Origin of the sequence: Herbiconiux sp. A18JL235, from assembly GCF_040939305.1 — a bacterium.
Taxonomy (GTDB): domain Bacteria; phylum Actinomycetota; class Actinomycetes; order Actinomycetales; family Microbacteriaceae; genus Herbiconiux.
In genome coordinates, this window is sequence record NZ_CP162511.1 from 3,209,878 (window position 1) to 3,223,660 (window position 13,783).

Here is a 13,783-nt window from a genome sequence, read left to right on the forward strand (position 1 = left end):
ATGACGAAACAGGGTCGCATCGACGACGTTCCGATCGGCGGGGAGGGCATCCGGCTCGGCCAGTTCTTGAAGTTCGCGGGACTGATCGACAGCGGGGGCATCGCCAAGGAGGCCATCATCGACGGCTTCGTCACCGTGAACGGCGAGGTCGACCGCCGCCGCGGCCGCCAATTGAAGCCGGGCGACGTCGTGGGCTTCGAGGGACGGCGGGCCCGGGTGGTCGCCTAGTCTCCACTGCGGGAGCAACGGGAAGCCGCCGCGAAGCCCCGTGCTCAGGTCGGGTGGGCGTCGCTCAGGTCTTGTAGGCGTCGCGACGGTGCACGATGGTGACGACCTCGATGATCACCTGGGCGTCGAGCACGCGATAGATCACCCGGTATTCTCCGCGACGCGCGGAGTAGAGGGGGAAGAGCGGTTCAGCCAGCTGCTTTCCTACGCGCTTCGGATTGCTGCGAAGGGCTCCCATGATGAATTCGAACGCCGCTGCGGCGACCTTCTCGGGCAGGTCTTCGGCGAGCGCCTTCTTCACGGAGCGCGTGAAGCGCACGTCGTAGACCGGGTTCATGTGGGCAGTCGGCCGGCCTCGATCATCGCGGCGCGCATCTCGCCGATGTCGACGACCTCCCCGGAGCCGATCTCGGCCAAGCCTGTTCGGATGGCTTCGACCGTGACGGCGTCGCTCAAGATCTCGATCGTCTCCACCATGGTGTCGTAGTCGTCGGCGCTCAGCAGCACCGCTGCTCGACTCCCGTTGCGGGTGACCTCGAATCGTTCGTGAGTCGTCGAGGCGGATTCGACGAGCTTCGAGAAGTTCGCGCGAGCATCTGCCACCGAAAGGGTTGTCATGTACAGAATTCTAGCGCTTCATGGTGAGTTCTGTCGACCGGGATCAGAAGCGGAGGAGGATCTTGCCGGCGCGACCGGGGACGGCGCTGGCGGCGGCAGCCTCACGGGCCTGCTCGAAGGGGTAGACGGCCTCGACGGGGAGCTCGACCTCGCCCGAGCCGATGCGCTGGAAGAGCTCGCCGAACAGGGCCGAGCGCTTGCCCGCCTCCATCTCGCGGGTGACCCGGCTGCCCCAGAAGCCCTTCACCGTGACGCCCTTGAAGATGAGGTCGCCCGAGGGGATCTGCAGCTCGCCCTCCCCCATCGCACCGAACGACACGAGCATGCCGTCGGGGCCGAGGAGACCCGTGAGATCGCTCGCCGACGAGCCGCCGACCGAGTCGACAGCGACGCGCGGGCCGGCCCCGTCGAGGAGCGCCGCCGCTGCATCCTTCCACCCGTCGCTCTCGGTCGAGACGACGTCGTGGATGCCCAGGGCCGCGAGCTCGTCGACCCCCGCGTCACGCCGCACCAGGCCGAGCACGCGCACGCCGCGCAGCGCGGCGAAGCGCGCCACCAGGCGGCCCACGGCGCCGTTCGCCGCGTTCTGGGCGATCCAATCGCCCTGATCGACACCGAGGAAGTCGAGAAGGCTCAGCGCACTGAAGGGCATGGCCACCAGCTGCGACGCGGTCTCGTCGGAGATGCCCTCTGGCACCGGGATGAGACCGGCGGCCTTCGCCACGAAGTACTCGGCCCACACCCCGAAAGTGCCACCGGTGACGACTCGCTGACCTTCCGCGAGCGAGTCGACCCCCTCGCCCAGGGCGTCGACCACGCCCACCGCCTCGGTGCCGGAGGCCGCCGGCAGCTCGGGCTTGAAGCCGTAGGTGCCCCTGATGGTCCAGAGGTCGTGGTTGTGGATCGGCGCCAGCAGGGTGCGCACCCGTACCTCACCCGGCCCGGGCTCGGGAAGGGGCAGTTCCGTGACCTCGAGAACGTCGGTTGCTTCGCCGAAGGTGGCATGGGTGAGAGCTCGCATGGCGCCGAGGTTACTCCCACCGACTGACACGCACCTCGACGCCGCTGCTGCACGGAGGCGGTGCGAGAACGACGACGGCGACCTCATCGAATTACTTGTCTCTACAAGTCATCTACGATGGGGTGATGGATGCCGAACCGGTGCGGTGGCTCACGCACGAGCAGCTGCGGGCGTGGATCCGCCTCGAGGCCGTCGCCGAGCTGCTGCCGCCGGTGCTCGATTCGCAGCTGCAGCGCGACGCCCAGCTCACCCACTTCGAGTACCTGGTGCTCGCCAAGCTCTCGGAGGCTCCGGACCGCGTGCTGCGCATGACCGCGCTCGCCGCCACCACCAATGCCACCCTCCCCCGACTTTCGCACGTCGTCTCCCGTCTCGAGGCCCGCGACTTCGTCGAGCGCGTACCCTGCCCGAGCGACCGGCGCGCCACCAACGCCCACCTCACCGAGGCCGGCTGGCAGAAGGTCGTCGACACGGCCCCCGGCCATGTGGCGACCGTGCGCGAGACCGTCATCGACGCGCTCACCGACGAGCAGCTGCGGCAGCTCGACGACATCATGGCCGCACTGCTCAGGCGACTCGACCCCGACAACACCCTCCGCTACCTCCCCTGACTCCCTCCCCGCCCGGGAAGCACCTCGGGCGAGCGGATGTCGGGGGCCGGGCGCAGAATGGGTTCATGCCCGAACTCCCCGAGGTGCACGCGCTGGTCACCGACCTGGGCGGGCGGCTCGCGGGGCGCACGGTCGAGCGCTTCGTGCCGGTTTCGTTCGCCGCCCTGAAGACCTTCGACCCACCGGCGTCGGCGCTCGACGGTCAGCCCGTCGACGGCGTCGCCCGGCACGGCAAGTTCCTCGACATCGGGATCGGCGGGCTGCACCTCGTCATCCACCTGGCCCGCGCGGGCTGGATCCGCTGGCGAGACGGGCCCCCGCCGCCCCCGAAGGGCCGCCCGGGGTCGGGGCCGCTCGCGGCCCGGCTCCTTCTCGAGGGCGAGCACGACGGGTTCGACGTCACCGAAGCCGGCACGAAGAAGAGCCTCGCGCTCTACGTCGTGCGCGCGCCCTCCGAGGTGCCCGGCATCGCGCGACTCGGCCCCGACCCGCTCGACCCGGCCTTCGACCTGGAGGCCTTCGCGAGCATCCTGGCCGGTGCGGGTCGCGCGCAGATCAAGGGCGTGCTGCGCAACCAGGCGACGATCTCGGGCATCGGCAACGCCCATTCCGATGAGATCCTGCACGCGGCGCGCATGTCGCCGTTCAAGCCTGCGGCGATGAGCGCCGATGAGGTCGCGGCGCTGTTCGACGCGATGCAGACGACCCTGCGCGACGCCGTCGCCCGCGCCGACGGTCTCGCCGCCTCGGAGCTGAAGGGCGAGAAGAAAGCCAACCTGCAGGTGCACGGCCGCACGGGGCAGCCGTGCCCGGTCTGCGGCGACACCGTGCGGCAGGTCACCTACTCCGACTCGAGCCTGCAGTACTGCCCCACCTGCCAGACCGGCGGCAAGCCGCTCGCCGACCGCGTACTCTCCCGCCTCCTCAAGTAGCGGGAGTCGGTTCGACTTTCCGACGCACAAAGTCTGACAGAACGCGTCTTCCGACGGACTGTGTCCGTACGAAACGCGCCGACCCTACCGCAGCCGCTGCGCGTAGCGCGCCGGGGTCGCTCCGAAGCGGTCGGAGAAGGCCGCGATGAAGCCGCTCGGGGTGGCGTAACCGACCGCCGCAGCCACCTCGTGCACCGGCCGGCCGTCGGCCAGCAGGCCGGCCGCCGTGTGCAGCCGCGCCTGGATGCGCCAGCGCCGGAAGCTCTGCCCGGTCTCGGCGAGGAACGCGCGCCCGATGGTCTTGCCACTGACACCCTCGCCGGCCGCCCACTCCTCGAGTTCCCGCGGATCGGCCGGGTCGTGGAGGATGCCCTCGGCGACGGCCCGCGCCCGCGGTTCGCTCGGCAGCGCGACGACGTCGTGGCGCGTGGCCGCACCCTCCAGGAGGTCGGTGAGGAGGAGCCGGCACTGCCGGCGGCGCGACGGCGACGGCTGCCCGTCGACGAGGTGCTCCAGGAGCGAGGTCGCGAGCCGGTCGGCGGCCACGACGCGGGGCCTCGTCCACTCCTCGCCACGCGGCCTCAGCCCCGTCGCGGCGTACAGGCTGATCAGCAGACCGCGCCCAGGGAACGCCATCTCGTGAACCGCGCCCGCGGGGATCCACGCGAGGTGCTCCTCGCGCAGATGCCAGGTCTCGCCGCGCACGGTGAGCCCCATCGCGCCGGAGGCCATCCAGGCCAGCTGGTCCTCCTCGTGACGGTGGGCGTCGAACCTCGTTCCGATGTCGACGGCCGTGCGAGACGCCTCGAAAACCTCGGGTGTCGGCTCGGCGACATCGACCGCCGATCGGAGCACCGTCAGACCGGGCTGATACGGGACATCGGACACCGTCGCGTCCTTTCCGGAGTAGTGGCGTCCATCCGGAGCGATGGCGCCAGGCGATTAGGTAAGGCTAACCTGACGGCGGCCTGCATCGCCACACCCGCTCCCGATCACCGGAGGACACCCATGCGCACCCGCTCCCTCGGCCGCCTCGCTGCCGCCGCCACCGCCCTCGCCCTCAGTGGCGCGGCTCTCGCCGGATGCGCCACCGGCACCGGCTCCGACGCGGCGGTCGCCGAGAACCCGGCCTACACCACCGAGCCCACCGACTCCTTCCCCCTCACCGTCGAGCACCAGTTCGGCGAGACCGAGATCGCCGCCGAACCGCAGCGCGTCGTGGTGGTCGGCGTGACGGAGCAGGACATCCTGCTCGAGCTCGGCGTCGTGCCCGTGGCCACCACCGAATGGTACGGCGAGCAACCCTACGCCGTGTGGCCGTGGGCCCAAGACCTCTTGGGCGACGCCCAGCCCACCGTTCTCGACCAGACCGACGGGCTCGAGTACGAGAAGATCGCGTCGCTCGAGCCCGACCTCATCGTGGGCACCAACGCCGGTCTCACCGAGGAGATGTACGACAAGCTCACCGCCATCGCGCCGACCGTGACGAGCGTCGCCGGGTCGGAGCTCTACTTCTCGTCGTGGCAGGACCAGACTCGGCAGATCGCGGCGGCGGTCGGCCGCTCGGCGGCGGGCGACGAGCTCATCGCCGGGGTCGAGGAGCAGTGGGCCGAGGCGAGGGCCGCGCATCCGGAGTTCGAGGGCCTCACGGCGAGCTTCTCGCAGGGAACCCCCTACGACGGCGTGCTCTACGTCTACCCCGACGGCCTCAACACCGACTTCCTCACCGAGCTCGGCTTCACCATGACCCAGGGGCTCGAGCAGTACGCGCTCGAGGAGGGCCAGCAGGCCGTGCTGTCGCCCGAGAACGTCGACCTCATCGACGCCGACGTCATCGTGTTCGCCACCGAGACCGCCGACGGCCCGAAGGAGATGCTCGACTTCGGCACCGTGTCGACCCTCGACGCCGTGGTGAACCATCGCGCGGTGTTCACCGACGGCGAGCTGGCCGGTGCCATCTACTTCCTCACCCCGCTCAGCCAGAAGTACGTGATCGAGAAGCTCGTACCGCGCCTGGTCGACGCCGTCGCCGGCGAGGCGCCGCACAGCATCGAGGGCTGAACGAGCCGTGACCCCGACGCCCACGCTCCCGCAGACGGTTCGGCGCGGCCCGCAGGCCCGTCGGCGGGTGCTGGGCACCGTGATCGCCGCCGTGGCGCTGCCCGCCGCCTGCCTGCTCTCGGTGCTGGTGGGTTCACGGCCCCTCGGTGTCGAGGCCGTCGTGCACGCCCTGTTCACCCCCACGGGGTCGCCCACCGACACCATCGTCGCGGAGCTGCGTGTCTCCCGCACGGTGGTCGCCCTCCTGGTGGGAGCCGCCCTCGGTGTGGCGGGAACGCTCATCCAGGCACTCACGCGCAATCCGCTCGGCGACCCCGGCATCCTCGGCGTGAACGCCGGGGCCGCCTTCTCCGTGGCGATCGCCGTGGGCGCGTTCGGCATCGGCACCGCGACGGGTTACCTCTGGTTCGCCTTCGTCGGTGCGCTCGCCGTCACCGTGGTGGTGTACCTCATCGGAGCGAGCGGGCGACGGGGCGTCGATCCGCTGCGCATGACCCTCGCCGGGGTGGCCGTGGGCGCCGTGCTGTCGGGGATCATCACGGCGGTCATGCTCATCGATCCGGTCTCGTTCGTGAAGCTGCGCGGGTGGGACGCCGGGTCGATCGTCGAGCGCGGCCCCGACGTCTACCTGCCCGTGCTCCCCTTCCTCGCGGTGGGCGTCGCGCTCGCCCTCGCCCTCGCGGCGCCCCTCAACGCGCTCGCCCTCGGCGACGACCTCGCGTCGACGCTCGGTGCCCGCGTGGCCCGCACGCGCATCCTCACCGTCGTCGCCATCACCCTGCTGGCCGGAGGGGCGACCGCGATGGCGGGCCCCATCCTGTTCGTGGGGCTGATGGTTCCCTACGTCGCCCGCTGGATCGCGGGGCCCGACCAGCGCTGGACCCTCGGGCTGTCGCTCGTCGTCGGCCCCACGGTGCTGCTGCTGTCGGATGTGCTCGGTCGCGTCGTGCTGGCACCCGGCGAGGTGCCGGTGGGTGTCGTCACCGCGTTCGTCGGCGCGCCCGTGCTCATCGCCGTGGTGCGCCGCAGCCGGATGCGGTCGCTGTGAACGCCCCGGCCCGCACCGGCGGGGCGCAGGGGCGCACCCCGCTCGACTTCGGTTCGCCGACGGTGGTGCTGCGGATCTTCCACTTCTCGACGCGCTTCGCGTGGCGGCCGGTCGCCGTGACGGCGGGCATCTGGGCGGCGGTGGTCGCGCTCGCGATCGTCGCGCTCGGTCTCGGCGACCTGCGACTCAGCCCTGCCGAGGTGGTGGCAGCGCTGCTCGGGAACGACTCGGGAATCGCGCAGACCGTCGTGTTCGAGTGGCGGCTGCCCCGAGTGCTCGGCGGCCTCGTCTTCGGCGCGGCGCTCGGGGTCGCGGGCGCCGTCTTCCAGTCACTCACCCGCAACCCGCTGGCGAGCCCCGACATCATCGGCTTCTCGGCGGGGTCGTACGCCGGCGCCGTGCTCGTCATCACTCTCGTGGGCGGCGGTTTCCTCGGCGTCGCCGCAGGCGCACTGGCCGGTGGCCTGCTGAGCGCCGTGGCGGTGTACCTGCTCGCCTACCAGCGCGGCATGCACGGTTTCCGGCTCATCGTCGTCGGCATCGGCATCTCGGCGATGCTGACGGCGTTCAGCACCTTCCTCATCCTGCGCGCGAAGCTCGAGGTCGCGATGCTCGCGGCGACCTGGGGTGCTGGGTCACTGGCCCCGGTGGGGTGGGCGCAGGCGGTTCCCGCGACCGTCGCCGTCGCACTGCTCCTCGTCGCGCTGGGCGGGCTGTCGCGACCCCTGCGGCAACTCGAGCTCGGCGACGACGCGGCCCGCGCCCTCGGCACCCGGGTGGAGCCGACGCGTCTGGCGCTGGTGTTCTGCGGGGTGGCGCTCACCGCGGTGGTGACCGCTGCATCCGGCCCCATCGACTTCGTCTCGCTCGCGGCACCCCAGATCGCCCGGCGCCTCACCCGCACCGCGGGAGTCGGGCTCGCCGGAGCCGCCGCGACCGGCGCCCTGCTGCTCGTCGCCTCCGACGTCGTCGCCGCCCATCTTCTGCCGAAAGACCTGCCGGTGGGTCTCGTGACCGTCGTCGTGGGCGGCCTGTATCTGGTGTGGCTGCTCGTGCACGAGGCGCGGAGGCGCCTGTGAGCCGGAACGTCCCGGCCGCGCCCGATACCCTTGTCGCCGTGCACCCTCCCGCGATGTGGATCCAGGCGCCCGAGCATCCGGTTCCCGTGCGACGGCTGCGCATCGACGACCGCACCACTCCCCGGCGTCTCACCCTGCGCGTCATCGCCGCGACGCCCCGGTACACCGTGCCGGCGTCTCTGCTCGTCGTGGCTCACATGATCGGCGAGGCGCTCGTGCCCGTGCTCATGGGTCTCGCCATCGACCGGGCCGTCGCCACCGGAGACGCGGCGCAGCTCGTTCTCTGGCTGGTGCTGCTCGCACTCGACTTCGCGATGCTCTCGTTCACCTACCGCTTCGGCTCGCGCATCGGGCTGCTCGGCGAACAGGCGGTGCAGCACCGGCTGCGGATGCTCGTGGCCGGCACCCTGCTGCACCCGGCCGGCGTGGAGGGTGAGGCGAAACGGCCGGGCGTCGCCCTCTCGCTCGCCACGAGCGATGTCGACCGCCTGGCCAGGGCCTCCCTCCTCGCGATCTACCCGGTGAGCGAGGTGGCGGCCGTGCTGTTCGGCGGGGTGGTGCTGCTCGGGATCTCCTGGCCCCTCGGCGTGGCCGTGCTGGTCGGAGCCCCGCTCGTGCTCTGGCTCACCGAGCTGTTCGGGCGGCCGCTCAACCGGCGGAGCGCCGAGGAGCAGGCCGCTGCCGCCGCCGCAGCCGGCCGCGCCGCCGACCTGCTCGACGGCTACCGGGTGATCCGCGGCATCGGCGCCGAGGCCGAGGCGGCGGAACGCTACCGCAGGGCGAGCCGTCGTGCGCTCGACGGCACCCTGCGGGCGCGCCGTTCGGAGGGGATGTTCGTCGGCTCGATGGACCTCGTCACCGGCCTCTTTGTCACCGCTGTCGCGCTCGCCGCGGGCCTGTCGGCCTTCAGCGGCGACCTCAGCGTGGGCGGCTTCATCACGGTGGTGGGGCTCACCTCGTTCCTGCTCGAGCCGATGCAGAACGTGGCCTCCTACACCGGCACCCTCTGGGCTGCAGCCACGGCGAGCGCGGGCCGCCTGCTCGAGCTGCTGCGCTCGGGCGAGGCAGAAGCCGAGCGCGAGGGCCGGAGCGAAGACGAGAGCGACGATACCAGCGAGACGGATGCTCACCGCGCCGCAGCCGACGACGTGCCGTTGCGGGTGGACGGCCTCCGCGTGGGGTCGCTGGCCGGGTTGAGCTTCGAGGTGGGTGCGGGAGAGCTCGTCTGCGTCGCGCTCGAGGGCGCTGCCGCCGACGAGCTCGTCGAGGTGCTGGGCGCACGACGACCACCGGTGGCGGGCAGCATCAGGGTGGACGGGGACGTCGTGGCCGAGCCGGGCGCGGGTTGCCCCGATCGCGCCGGACTGCATCCCGCGATGCTCGTGGCTCCGCACGCGCCCGAGCTGTTCGCCGGCACGGTGCGCGAGAACGTCATGCTCGACGGCGTCTCACCCGCCGCGGCAGCCGCGGCGCTCACGGCAGCCGGCTGCGACGAGCTCGCCGAGACGCTGTCCGAGGGGCACGACACCGTGGTGGGCGAACGAGGCGGGTCGCTCTCGGGCGGCCAGCGGCAGCGCATAGCGCTGGCGCGGGCGCTCGCCCGACGCTCTCCGGTGCTCGTGCTGCACGACCCCACCACGGCCGTCGACGCGGTGACCGAAGCCGGCATCGCGCGTCGTCTGCGCGAGCTGAGGGCGGGTTCGCGTACCGTCGTCGTCACCCGCTCCCCCGCCCTGCTCGCGGTCGCCGACCGCGTGGTCGCTCCCCGCGAGACTCCGGGGCAGGCCGCGCCGCGCACCGCACCCCGCGGCGGCGGGCCGAACGACGGCGAACCCCGATGACCGGCGCCACTCCTCCCGCCACCGACCGCCTGCCGGTCGCGCCTGCCCGTGTCGTGTGGCGCGAGGTGCGCCGCAGCCTCCGCGGCCGCATCCCCACTCTGATGCTGCTCGGCCTCGTGCTGCTCGGCGCCGCCGCCGCCGGGATCGTGTCGCCGATCGCCCTGGGTGCCGTCGTCGACGCCATCGCTGCCGGCAGCAGCGACACCGGCCTGCTCTGGGGTCTCGGCGCCACGATGACGGGCGCGATCGTCGCCGCCGCGGTGCTCACCGGGTGCGGGATCGTTCTCGGCTCCCGCCTGTTCGAGACGGTGCTCGCCGATCTGCGCGAGCGGATGGTCGCGAGCGCCTTGGCGCTGCCCCAGCAGCGCGTGGAGCGTGGCGGCTCGGGCGACCTGGTGTCGCGCGCGGGTGACGACGTCACCGCGGTGGCGAACGCCATTCCCGAGGTGCTTCCGGCCCTCAGCGGGTCGCTGTTCACCATCGCGCTGACGGTGGCGGGCATGGCCGTCGTCGATCCCTGGTTCGCGCTGGTGCTGCTCGTCGTCGTGCCGGTTCACGTACTGGCCGTGCGCTGGTACCTGCGCACGGCACCCCAGGTCTACGCGGCGGAACGCGCCGCCATGGCGGCCCGCGCCCAGCAGCTGCTCGACTCGTTGCACGGGCTCGACACGGTGCGGGCGTACCGGATGCACCGCCGCCACATCGACGGCATCTCGCGGTCGTCGTGGCAGGTGGTGCGCTGGGTGATGCGCACGGTCGCCGTGCAGAACGCGTTCTTCGCGCGCCTGAATCTCGCCGAGTTCCTCGGCATGGCGGGCCTGCTCGTGGCGGGCTTCGTGCTCGTCGGGGCCGGGCAGAGCACGGTCGGCGCGACGACCGCCGCGATGCTGCTGTTCCTGCGCCTGTTCGCACCCATCAACTCGCTGCTGTTCGTTGTCGATCAGCTGCAGTCGGCGCTCGCGTCGCTCGGGCGCATCGTGGGTGTGATCGCCGAGGCGCGCGCCACGCGGGCCACGGATGCGGCGAGGGGCACCGCCGGGAGCTCCACGGATGCTGCGGTGGGCACCGCCGACACCCTCCGCTCGACGGCCCCCGACGCGCTGCGGCTGCGAGGCGTTCACCACTCCTATCGCGACGGCCATCCGGTGCTGCACGACGTGACACTCGACGTCGAGCCTGGCGAGACGCTCGCCGTCGTGGGCGCGACCGGGGCAGGCAAGAGCACGATCGCGGGCCTCGCCGCAGGCACCCACGACGCGGCCCGGGGCGAGGTGACGCGACCGACGGCGCCGCACCGCATCGCGCTGGTGACGCAGGAGGTGCACGTCTTCGACGGCTCCCTGCGCGACAACCTCACGCTCGCCGCTCCCGACGCGAGCGACGAGCAGCTCGTGCGGGCCCTCGAGCGGATCGGCGCCGCCGGCCTGATCGACGCCCTCCCCTCCGGTCTCGACACCCGGCTAGGTGCCGCGGCGACGACGGTGTCGTCTGCCGAGGCGCAGCAGATCGCGCTCGCCCGGGTCGAGCTCGCCGCGCCCGCCCTCGTCGTGCTCGACGAGGCGACGGCCGAGGCGGGTTCGCTCGACGCGCACCGCCTCGATGCCGCCGCCGCTGCCGTCGTTGCCGGCCGCACCGCCCTCGTCGTCGCCCACCGGCTCTCGCAGGCGGCGGCCGCCGACCGCATCGCCGTGCTCCGCGACGGCAGGGTCGTCGAGCTCGGCACCCACACCGAGCTCGTCGCCGCCGGCGGGGAGTACTCCCGGTTGTGGACGGCGTGGAGCGCGGGGCGCTGAGGCACCCCCTCGCCAGAGCCCGAGCACGGAGCGGGCCCCCGGTCGGCCGAGTAGATCATGGTCTTCGTCGCTCATGCTTCCCCACCTCGACTGATAGTCGATAAATGGTCACTTAAATATCTCTCATCCGCAAGAGCGACGGATGTCGAGTCATGCCACAGTGAAGAGCGATGCGGCAGCCGGCCGCCCTGATCGAAGGAGTCCTCGATGTCCAAGCCCGAGCTCACCACTCCCGCCGCCGGGGTCGACTACCCCGGAAAGACCCTCGGAATCGTCGGTCTGATCCTCGCCATCGTGGCCAACCTCATCGGCCTGATCGTGAGCGCGATCGCCTACAACCAGTCGAAGAACGCCGGGTACAAGAACACCCCCGCCTTCGTCGGCATCATCGTGGGCGCGATCCTGCTCGCGCTCGGCATCATCTTCGCCATCATCGGCGTCGTCGCCGGCATCGCCGCCGTCGACATGTCGACGACGTCGTACTGATCCCATCCGCGCACAGCGCGGAGAACAGCGCACCGGGTTCCCTCGCGGGCCCGGTGCGCTGTCGTGTACGGCCGGTGCGGCTCAGCCGGCGGCGAGCCGCTCAGGCGAGCGCGACCGCGGCCTCGGGAGTCGCGATGCGGAACGAGAACGACTCCTCGAGGTAGAGGGTCACGGAGTCAGCGGTGTGGTGCGAGTAGCCGAGCGACACGTCCTGGCCCGACTCGAACACGAAGTCGCCGCCGCGCTGGCTCACCACGACGGCGCCGGAGACGCCAGGCACCCACTCCACCGGCCCGTCGAGGATGCGGCGGAGGTGCTCGATGAGCGGCGTGCCACCGCTGTCGCTGCCGCCCTCGACGTTCACCCACGCGTCGGAATCGAGGGCGATGCCGTAGGGGCCTCCGATCCCCGAACGCTTCAGCTCCGCGGCGGCCGCAGCGACCTGCTGCGCGAAACGGCTGGGGTCGTCGTCGCGCACCAGGGTGGCCGTCGGGATCGACGGGGTGATGCCCGCGAACCCCACGGCATCCCATCCGTTGAACACCGCGGAGTTCTCGGCGGTCGCGAGCCGAGCCGCCGCGTCGTCGAGCGCACCGAGATCGACGTCGATCGCGCCGCGCGCAGCAGCGTCGAGCTCGCTGCGCGACAGCGTGAACTCGGCGCGCAGTTCGGCCAGAGGCAGCACCACGCGGCTGCGCGCGATGACGCCGGCCGCCGGCGCGTCGACGACGGCGCCCACGCGCCCGATCGACGTCGACGAGTGCTGCCAGCCGTGCGGCCCGGCGAAGTCGACGAGCTTGCGGGCGCCGAGCATGGGAGACAGGCGCGTGCGGGCCTCGTCGTCGAGCAGGGCCCAGGTCTCGGGGGTGATGGGGGCGAGCTCGCGGAACAGGTGGTTCATGACGGTGTCCTCTCAGACGGCGGAGCAGGCGGCGATGACGGGGCCGGAGACGAAGCGACCGGCGAAGACGGAGTCGACGAGGCGGCTGTCGTGCGGGGCGCGGCCCGAAGCGCCCCGAGGCCGAGCGACACGTCGGCGGCGTCGACGGCCGGCGGGTCGGCAGCTGCAGACGCGGCCTCCCCCTCCTCCGGCTCGTCGTCGAGCGAGGCGAGAAGCTCGGCCGAGGGGACGAAGAAGGCGGAGCCGGTGCGCGCGACCGAGAAGTCGAGGATGCGGTCGTGGAGCCCGGGAGGGTCTCCGATGAACATGCGCTCGAGCATCCGTTCGATCACCCAGAGCCGCCTGGAGTAGCCGATGAAGTAGGTGCCGAACTCGCCGGAGGCAGGGCTGCCGAAGGGCATGTTGTCGCGCAGGATGTCGTACTCCACACCGTCGTCGCCCACGATGGTGGCCAGTGTCTTGTGCGACTTCTGGCCGCTCGAGGCGTCGTCGAGCTCGACGTTGTCGGCCTTGCGCCGACCGATCACCGCCTCCTGCTGCTCGGTGGTGAGCGCGTTCCACGCCTCGATCGAGTGGGTGTACTTCTGCACCACCAGGTAGCTGCCGCCCGCCGCGGCGGGGTCTTCGTCGCCCACGATGGTGGCCTCGGGGAGGCTCTGCCCCACCGGGTTGGCGGTGCCGTCGACGAAGCCGAGCAGGTCGCGGGCGTCGAAGTAGCGGAACCCGACGGTCTCGTCGACGACCGAGACCGAGCTGCCGAGCGCCTCGAGCAGCAGCCGCTCGAACTCGAAGCACAGGTCGCGCCGATCGGCCCTGATGTGCAGCAGCAGGTCGCCCGGGGTCGACGGGGCGGTGTGCACCGCGCCGGAGACGGTGCGGAACGGGTGGAGTTCGGCCGGCAGGGGTCGGCGCGCCACGGCCGGCCACACCCGCGCCCCGATGCCCACCGTGCAGGTGAGCGCCGCACCGAGGTCGCGGAACCCGACGGTCTTCACCAGGTCGTCGAGTCCGGCGAGCACCGACCGCACGGTGCCGGCCGCCTCGTCACCCTCGGCCACGGCGAGCACGAGGAACACCGCCGACTGCGTGAGCGGCGCATCGACGCTCTGTGCCTCGATCGGAACCCGCCGGTCGCTCGCGCTCATCGCACCCCCCGCTTCACAG

At 71.9% G+C, this 13,783-nt stretch carries 15 protein-coding genes; 9 read left to right on the top strand and 6 right to left on the bottom strand.

Going from position 1 to position 13,783, the window contains the following annotated elements:
* Complete coding sequence (locus ABFY20_RS15050; RefSeq protein ID WP_368497047.1) at nucleotides 1-228, top strand: RNA-binding S4 domain-containing protein; 228 nt, start codon at nucleotides 1-3, stop codon at nucleotides 226-228.
* A 64-nt stretch (nucleotides 229-292) separates the two neighbouring features.
* Here ABFY20_RS15050 and ABFY20_RS15055 read toward each other — a convergent pair whose 3' ends face one another.
* The 3 genes from ABFY20_RS15055 to ABFY20_RS15065 are packed head-to-tail and all read right to left on the bottom strand — an operon-like array spanning nucleotide 293 to nucleotide 1,867.
* On the bottom strand, nucleotides 293-565 hold the full coding sequence (locus ABFY20_RS15055) for a type II toxin-antitoxin system RelE/ParE family toxin (RefSeq protein ID WP_368497048.1): 273 nt from the start codon (nucleotides 563-565) through the stop codon (nucleotides 293-295).
* Nucleotides 562-846, bottom strand: coding sequence for a type II toxin-antitoxin system Phd/YefM family antitoxin (locus tag ABFY20_RS15060; protein WP_368497049.1), 285 nt, complete (start codon nucleotides 844-846; stop codon nucleotides 562-564). The genes ABFY20_RS15055 and ABFY20_RS15060 overlap by 4 nt, the downstream gene beginning before the upstream one ends.
* Before the next feature lie 43 nt (nucleotides 847-889).
* Nucleotides 890-1,867 (bottom strand): zinc-binding dehydrogenase, encoded by a 978-nt coding sequence (locus tag ABFY20_RS15065; RefSeq protein WP_368497050.1) that lies wholly within the window; start codon nucleotides 1,865-1,867, stop codon nucleotides 890-892.
* Between the two features lie 125 nt (nucleotides 1,868-1,992).
* Between ABFY20_RS15065 and ABFY20_RS15070 the strand changes: the two genes are divergently transcribed.
* Nucleotides 1,993-2,478: a MarR family winged helix-turn-helix transcriptional regulator gene (locus tag ABFY20_RS15070; RefSeq protein ID WP_368497051.1), complete on the top strand. Its 486-nt coding sequence runs from the start codon at nucleotides 1,993-1,995 to the stop codon at nucleotides 2,476-2,478.
* 65 nt (nucleotides 2,479-2,543) lie between these two features.
* The gene (locus tag ABFY20_RS15075) at nucleotides 2,544-3,410 is read left to right on the top strand and encodes an Fpg/Nei family DNA glycosylase (RefSeq protein WP_368497052.1); all 867 of its coding nucleotides are present in this window, start codon (nucleotides 2,544-2,546) and stop codon (nucleotides 3,408-3,410) included.
* Between the two features lie 84 nt (nucleotides 3,411-3,494).
* Here the strand turns inward: ABFY20_RS15075 and ABFY20_RS15080 are convergent, their stop codons facing one another.
* Nucleotides 3,495-4,298 carry a helix-turn-helix domain-containing protein gene (locus tag ABFY20_RS15080; RefSeq protein WP_368497053.1) on the bottom strand — a complete coding sequence of 268 codons (804 nt, stop codon included), beginning with the start codon at nucleotides 4,296-4,298 and terminating at the stop codon, nucleotides 3,495-3,497.
* A 120-nt stretch (nucleotides 4,299-4,418) separates the two neighbouring features.
* Between ABFY20_RS15080 and ABFY20_RS15085 the strand changes: the two genes are divergently transcribed.
* From ABFY20_RS15085 to ABFY20_RS15110, 6 genes are all read left to right on the top strand, one after another.
* Nucleotides 4,419-5,471 (top strand): ABC transporter substrate-binding protein, encoded by a 1,053-nt coding sequence (locus ABFY20_RS15085; protein ID WP_368497054.1) that lies wholly within the window; start codon nucleotides 4,419-4,421, stop codon nucleotides 5,469-5,471.
* A 7-nt stretch (nucleotides 5,472-5,478) separates the two neighbouring features.
* Nucleotides 5,479-6,519 (top strand): FecCD family ABC transporter permease, encoded by a 1,041-nt coding sequence (locus ABFY20_RS15090; protein WP_368497055.1) that lies wholly within the window; start codon nucleotides 5,479-5,481, stop codon nucleotides 6,517-6,519.
* Complete coding sequence (locus ABFY20_RS15095) at nucleotides 6,516-7,598, top strand: FecCD family ABC transporter permease (protein WP_368497056.1); 1,083 nt, start codon at nucleotides 6,516-6,518, stop codon at nucleotides 7,596-7,598. The genes ABFY20_RS15090 and ABFY20_RS15095 overlap by 4 nt, the downstream gene beginning before the upstream one ends.
* Before the next feature lie 38 nt (nucleotides 7,599-7,636).
* Nucleotides 7,637-9,439, top strand: a complete 1,803-nt coding sequence (locus ABFY20_RS15100) for an ABC transporter transmembrane domain-containing protein (protein WP_368497057.1) — start codon at nucleotides 7,637-7,639, stop codon at nucleotides 9,437-9,439.
* A complete protein-coding gene (locus ABFY20_RS15105) occupies nucleotides 9,436-11,232 on the top strand; it encodes an ABC transporter ATP-binding protein (protein ID WP_368497058.1) in 1,797 nt (598 codons plus the stop codon). The genes ABFY20_RS15100 and ABFY20_RS15105 overlap by 4 nt, the downstream gene beginning before the upstream one ends.
* 207 nt (nucleotides 11,233-11,439) lie before the next feature.
* Complete coding sequence (locus ABFY20_RS15110) at nucleotides 11,440-11,718, top strand: hypothetical protein (protein WP_368497059.1); 279 nt, start codon at nucleotides 11,440-11,442, stop codon at nucleotides 11,716-11,718.
* A 100-nt stretch (nucleotides 11,719-11,818) separates the two neighbouring features.
* Here ABFY20_RS15110 and ABFY20_RS15115 read toward each other — a convergent pair whose 3' ends face one another.
* Both ABFY20_RS15115 and ABFY20_RS15120 read right to left on the bottom strand, forming a co-directional pair.
* Nucleotides 11,819-12,619: a family 1 encapsulin nanocompartment shell protein gene (locus ABFY20_RS15115; RefSeq protein ID WP_368497060.1), complete on the bottom strand. Its 801-nt coding sequence runs from the start codon at nucleotides 12,617-12,619 to the stop codon at nucleotides 11,819-11,821.
* Nucleotides 12,616-13,764, bottom strand: a complete 1,149-nt coding sequence (locus ABFY20_RS15120; RefSeq protein ID WP_368497061.1) for a Dyp-type peroxidase — start codon at nucleotides 13,762-13,764, stop codon at nucleotides 12,616-12,618. The genes ABFY20_RS15115 and ABFY20_RS15120 overlap by 4 nt, the downstream gene beginning before the upstream one ends.
* Between the last annotated feature and the right edge of the window lie 19 nt (nucleotides 13,765-13,783).

Coding starts and splice junctions, on each gene's coding strand:
- ABFY20_RS15065 (WP_368497050.1), bottom strand. CDS start 1,867: ATGCGAGCTCTCACCCATGCCACCTTCGGCGAAGCAACCGACGTTCTC.
- ABFY20_RS15075 (WP_368497052.1), top strand. CDS start 2,544: ATGCCCGAACTCCCCGAGGTGCACGCGCTGGTCACCGACCTGGGCGGG.
- ABFY20_RS15050 (WP_368497047.1), top strand. CDS start 1: ATGACGAAACAGGGTCGCATCGACGACGTTCCGATCGGCGGGGAGGGC.
- ABFY20_RS15060 (WP_368497049.1), bottom strand. CDS start 846: ATGACAACCCTTTCGGTGGCAGATGCTCGCGCGAACTTCTCGAAGCTC.
- ABFY20_RS15105 (WP_368497058.1), top strand. CDS start 9,436: ATGACCGGCGCCACTCCTCCCGCCACCGACCGCCTGCCGGTCGCGCCT.
- ABFY20_RS15120 (WP_368497061.1), bottom strand. CDS start 13,764: ATGAGCGCGAGCGACCGGCGGGTTCCGATCGAGGCACAGAGCGTCGAT.
- ABFY20_RS15115 (WP_368497060.1), bottom strand. CDS start 12,619: ATGAACCACCTGTTCCGCGAGCTCGCCCCCATCACCCCCGAGACCTGG.
- ABFY20_RS15070 (WP_368497051.1), top strand. CDS start 1,993: ATGGATGCCGAACCGGTGCGGTGGCTCACGCACGAGCAGCTGCGGGCG.
- ABFY20_RS15110 (WP_368497059.1), top strand. CDS start 11,440: ATGTCCAAGCCCGAGCTCACCACTCCCGCCGCCGGGGTCGACTACCCC.
- ABFY20_RS15055 (WP_368497048.1), bottom strand. CDS start 565: ATGAACCCGGTCTACGACGTGCGCTTCACGCGCTCCGTGAAGAAGGCG.
- ABFY20_RS15085 (WP_368497054.1), top strand. CDS start 4,419: ATGCGCACCCGCTCCCTCGGCCGCCTCGCTGCCGCCGCCACCGCCCTC.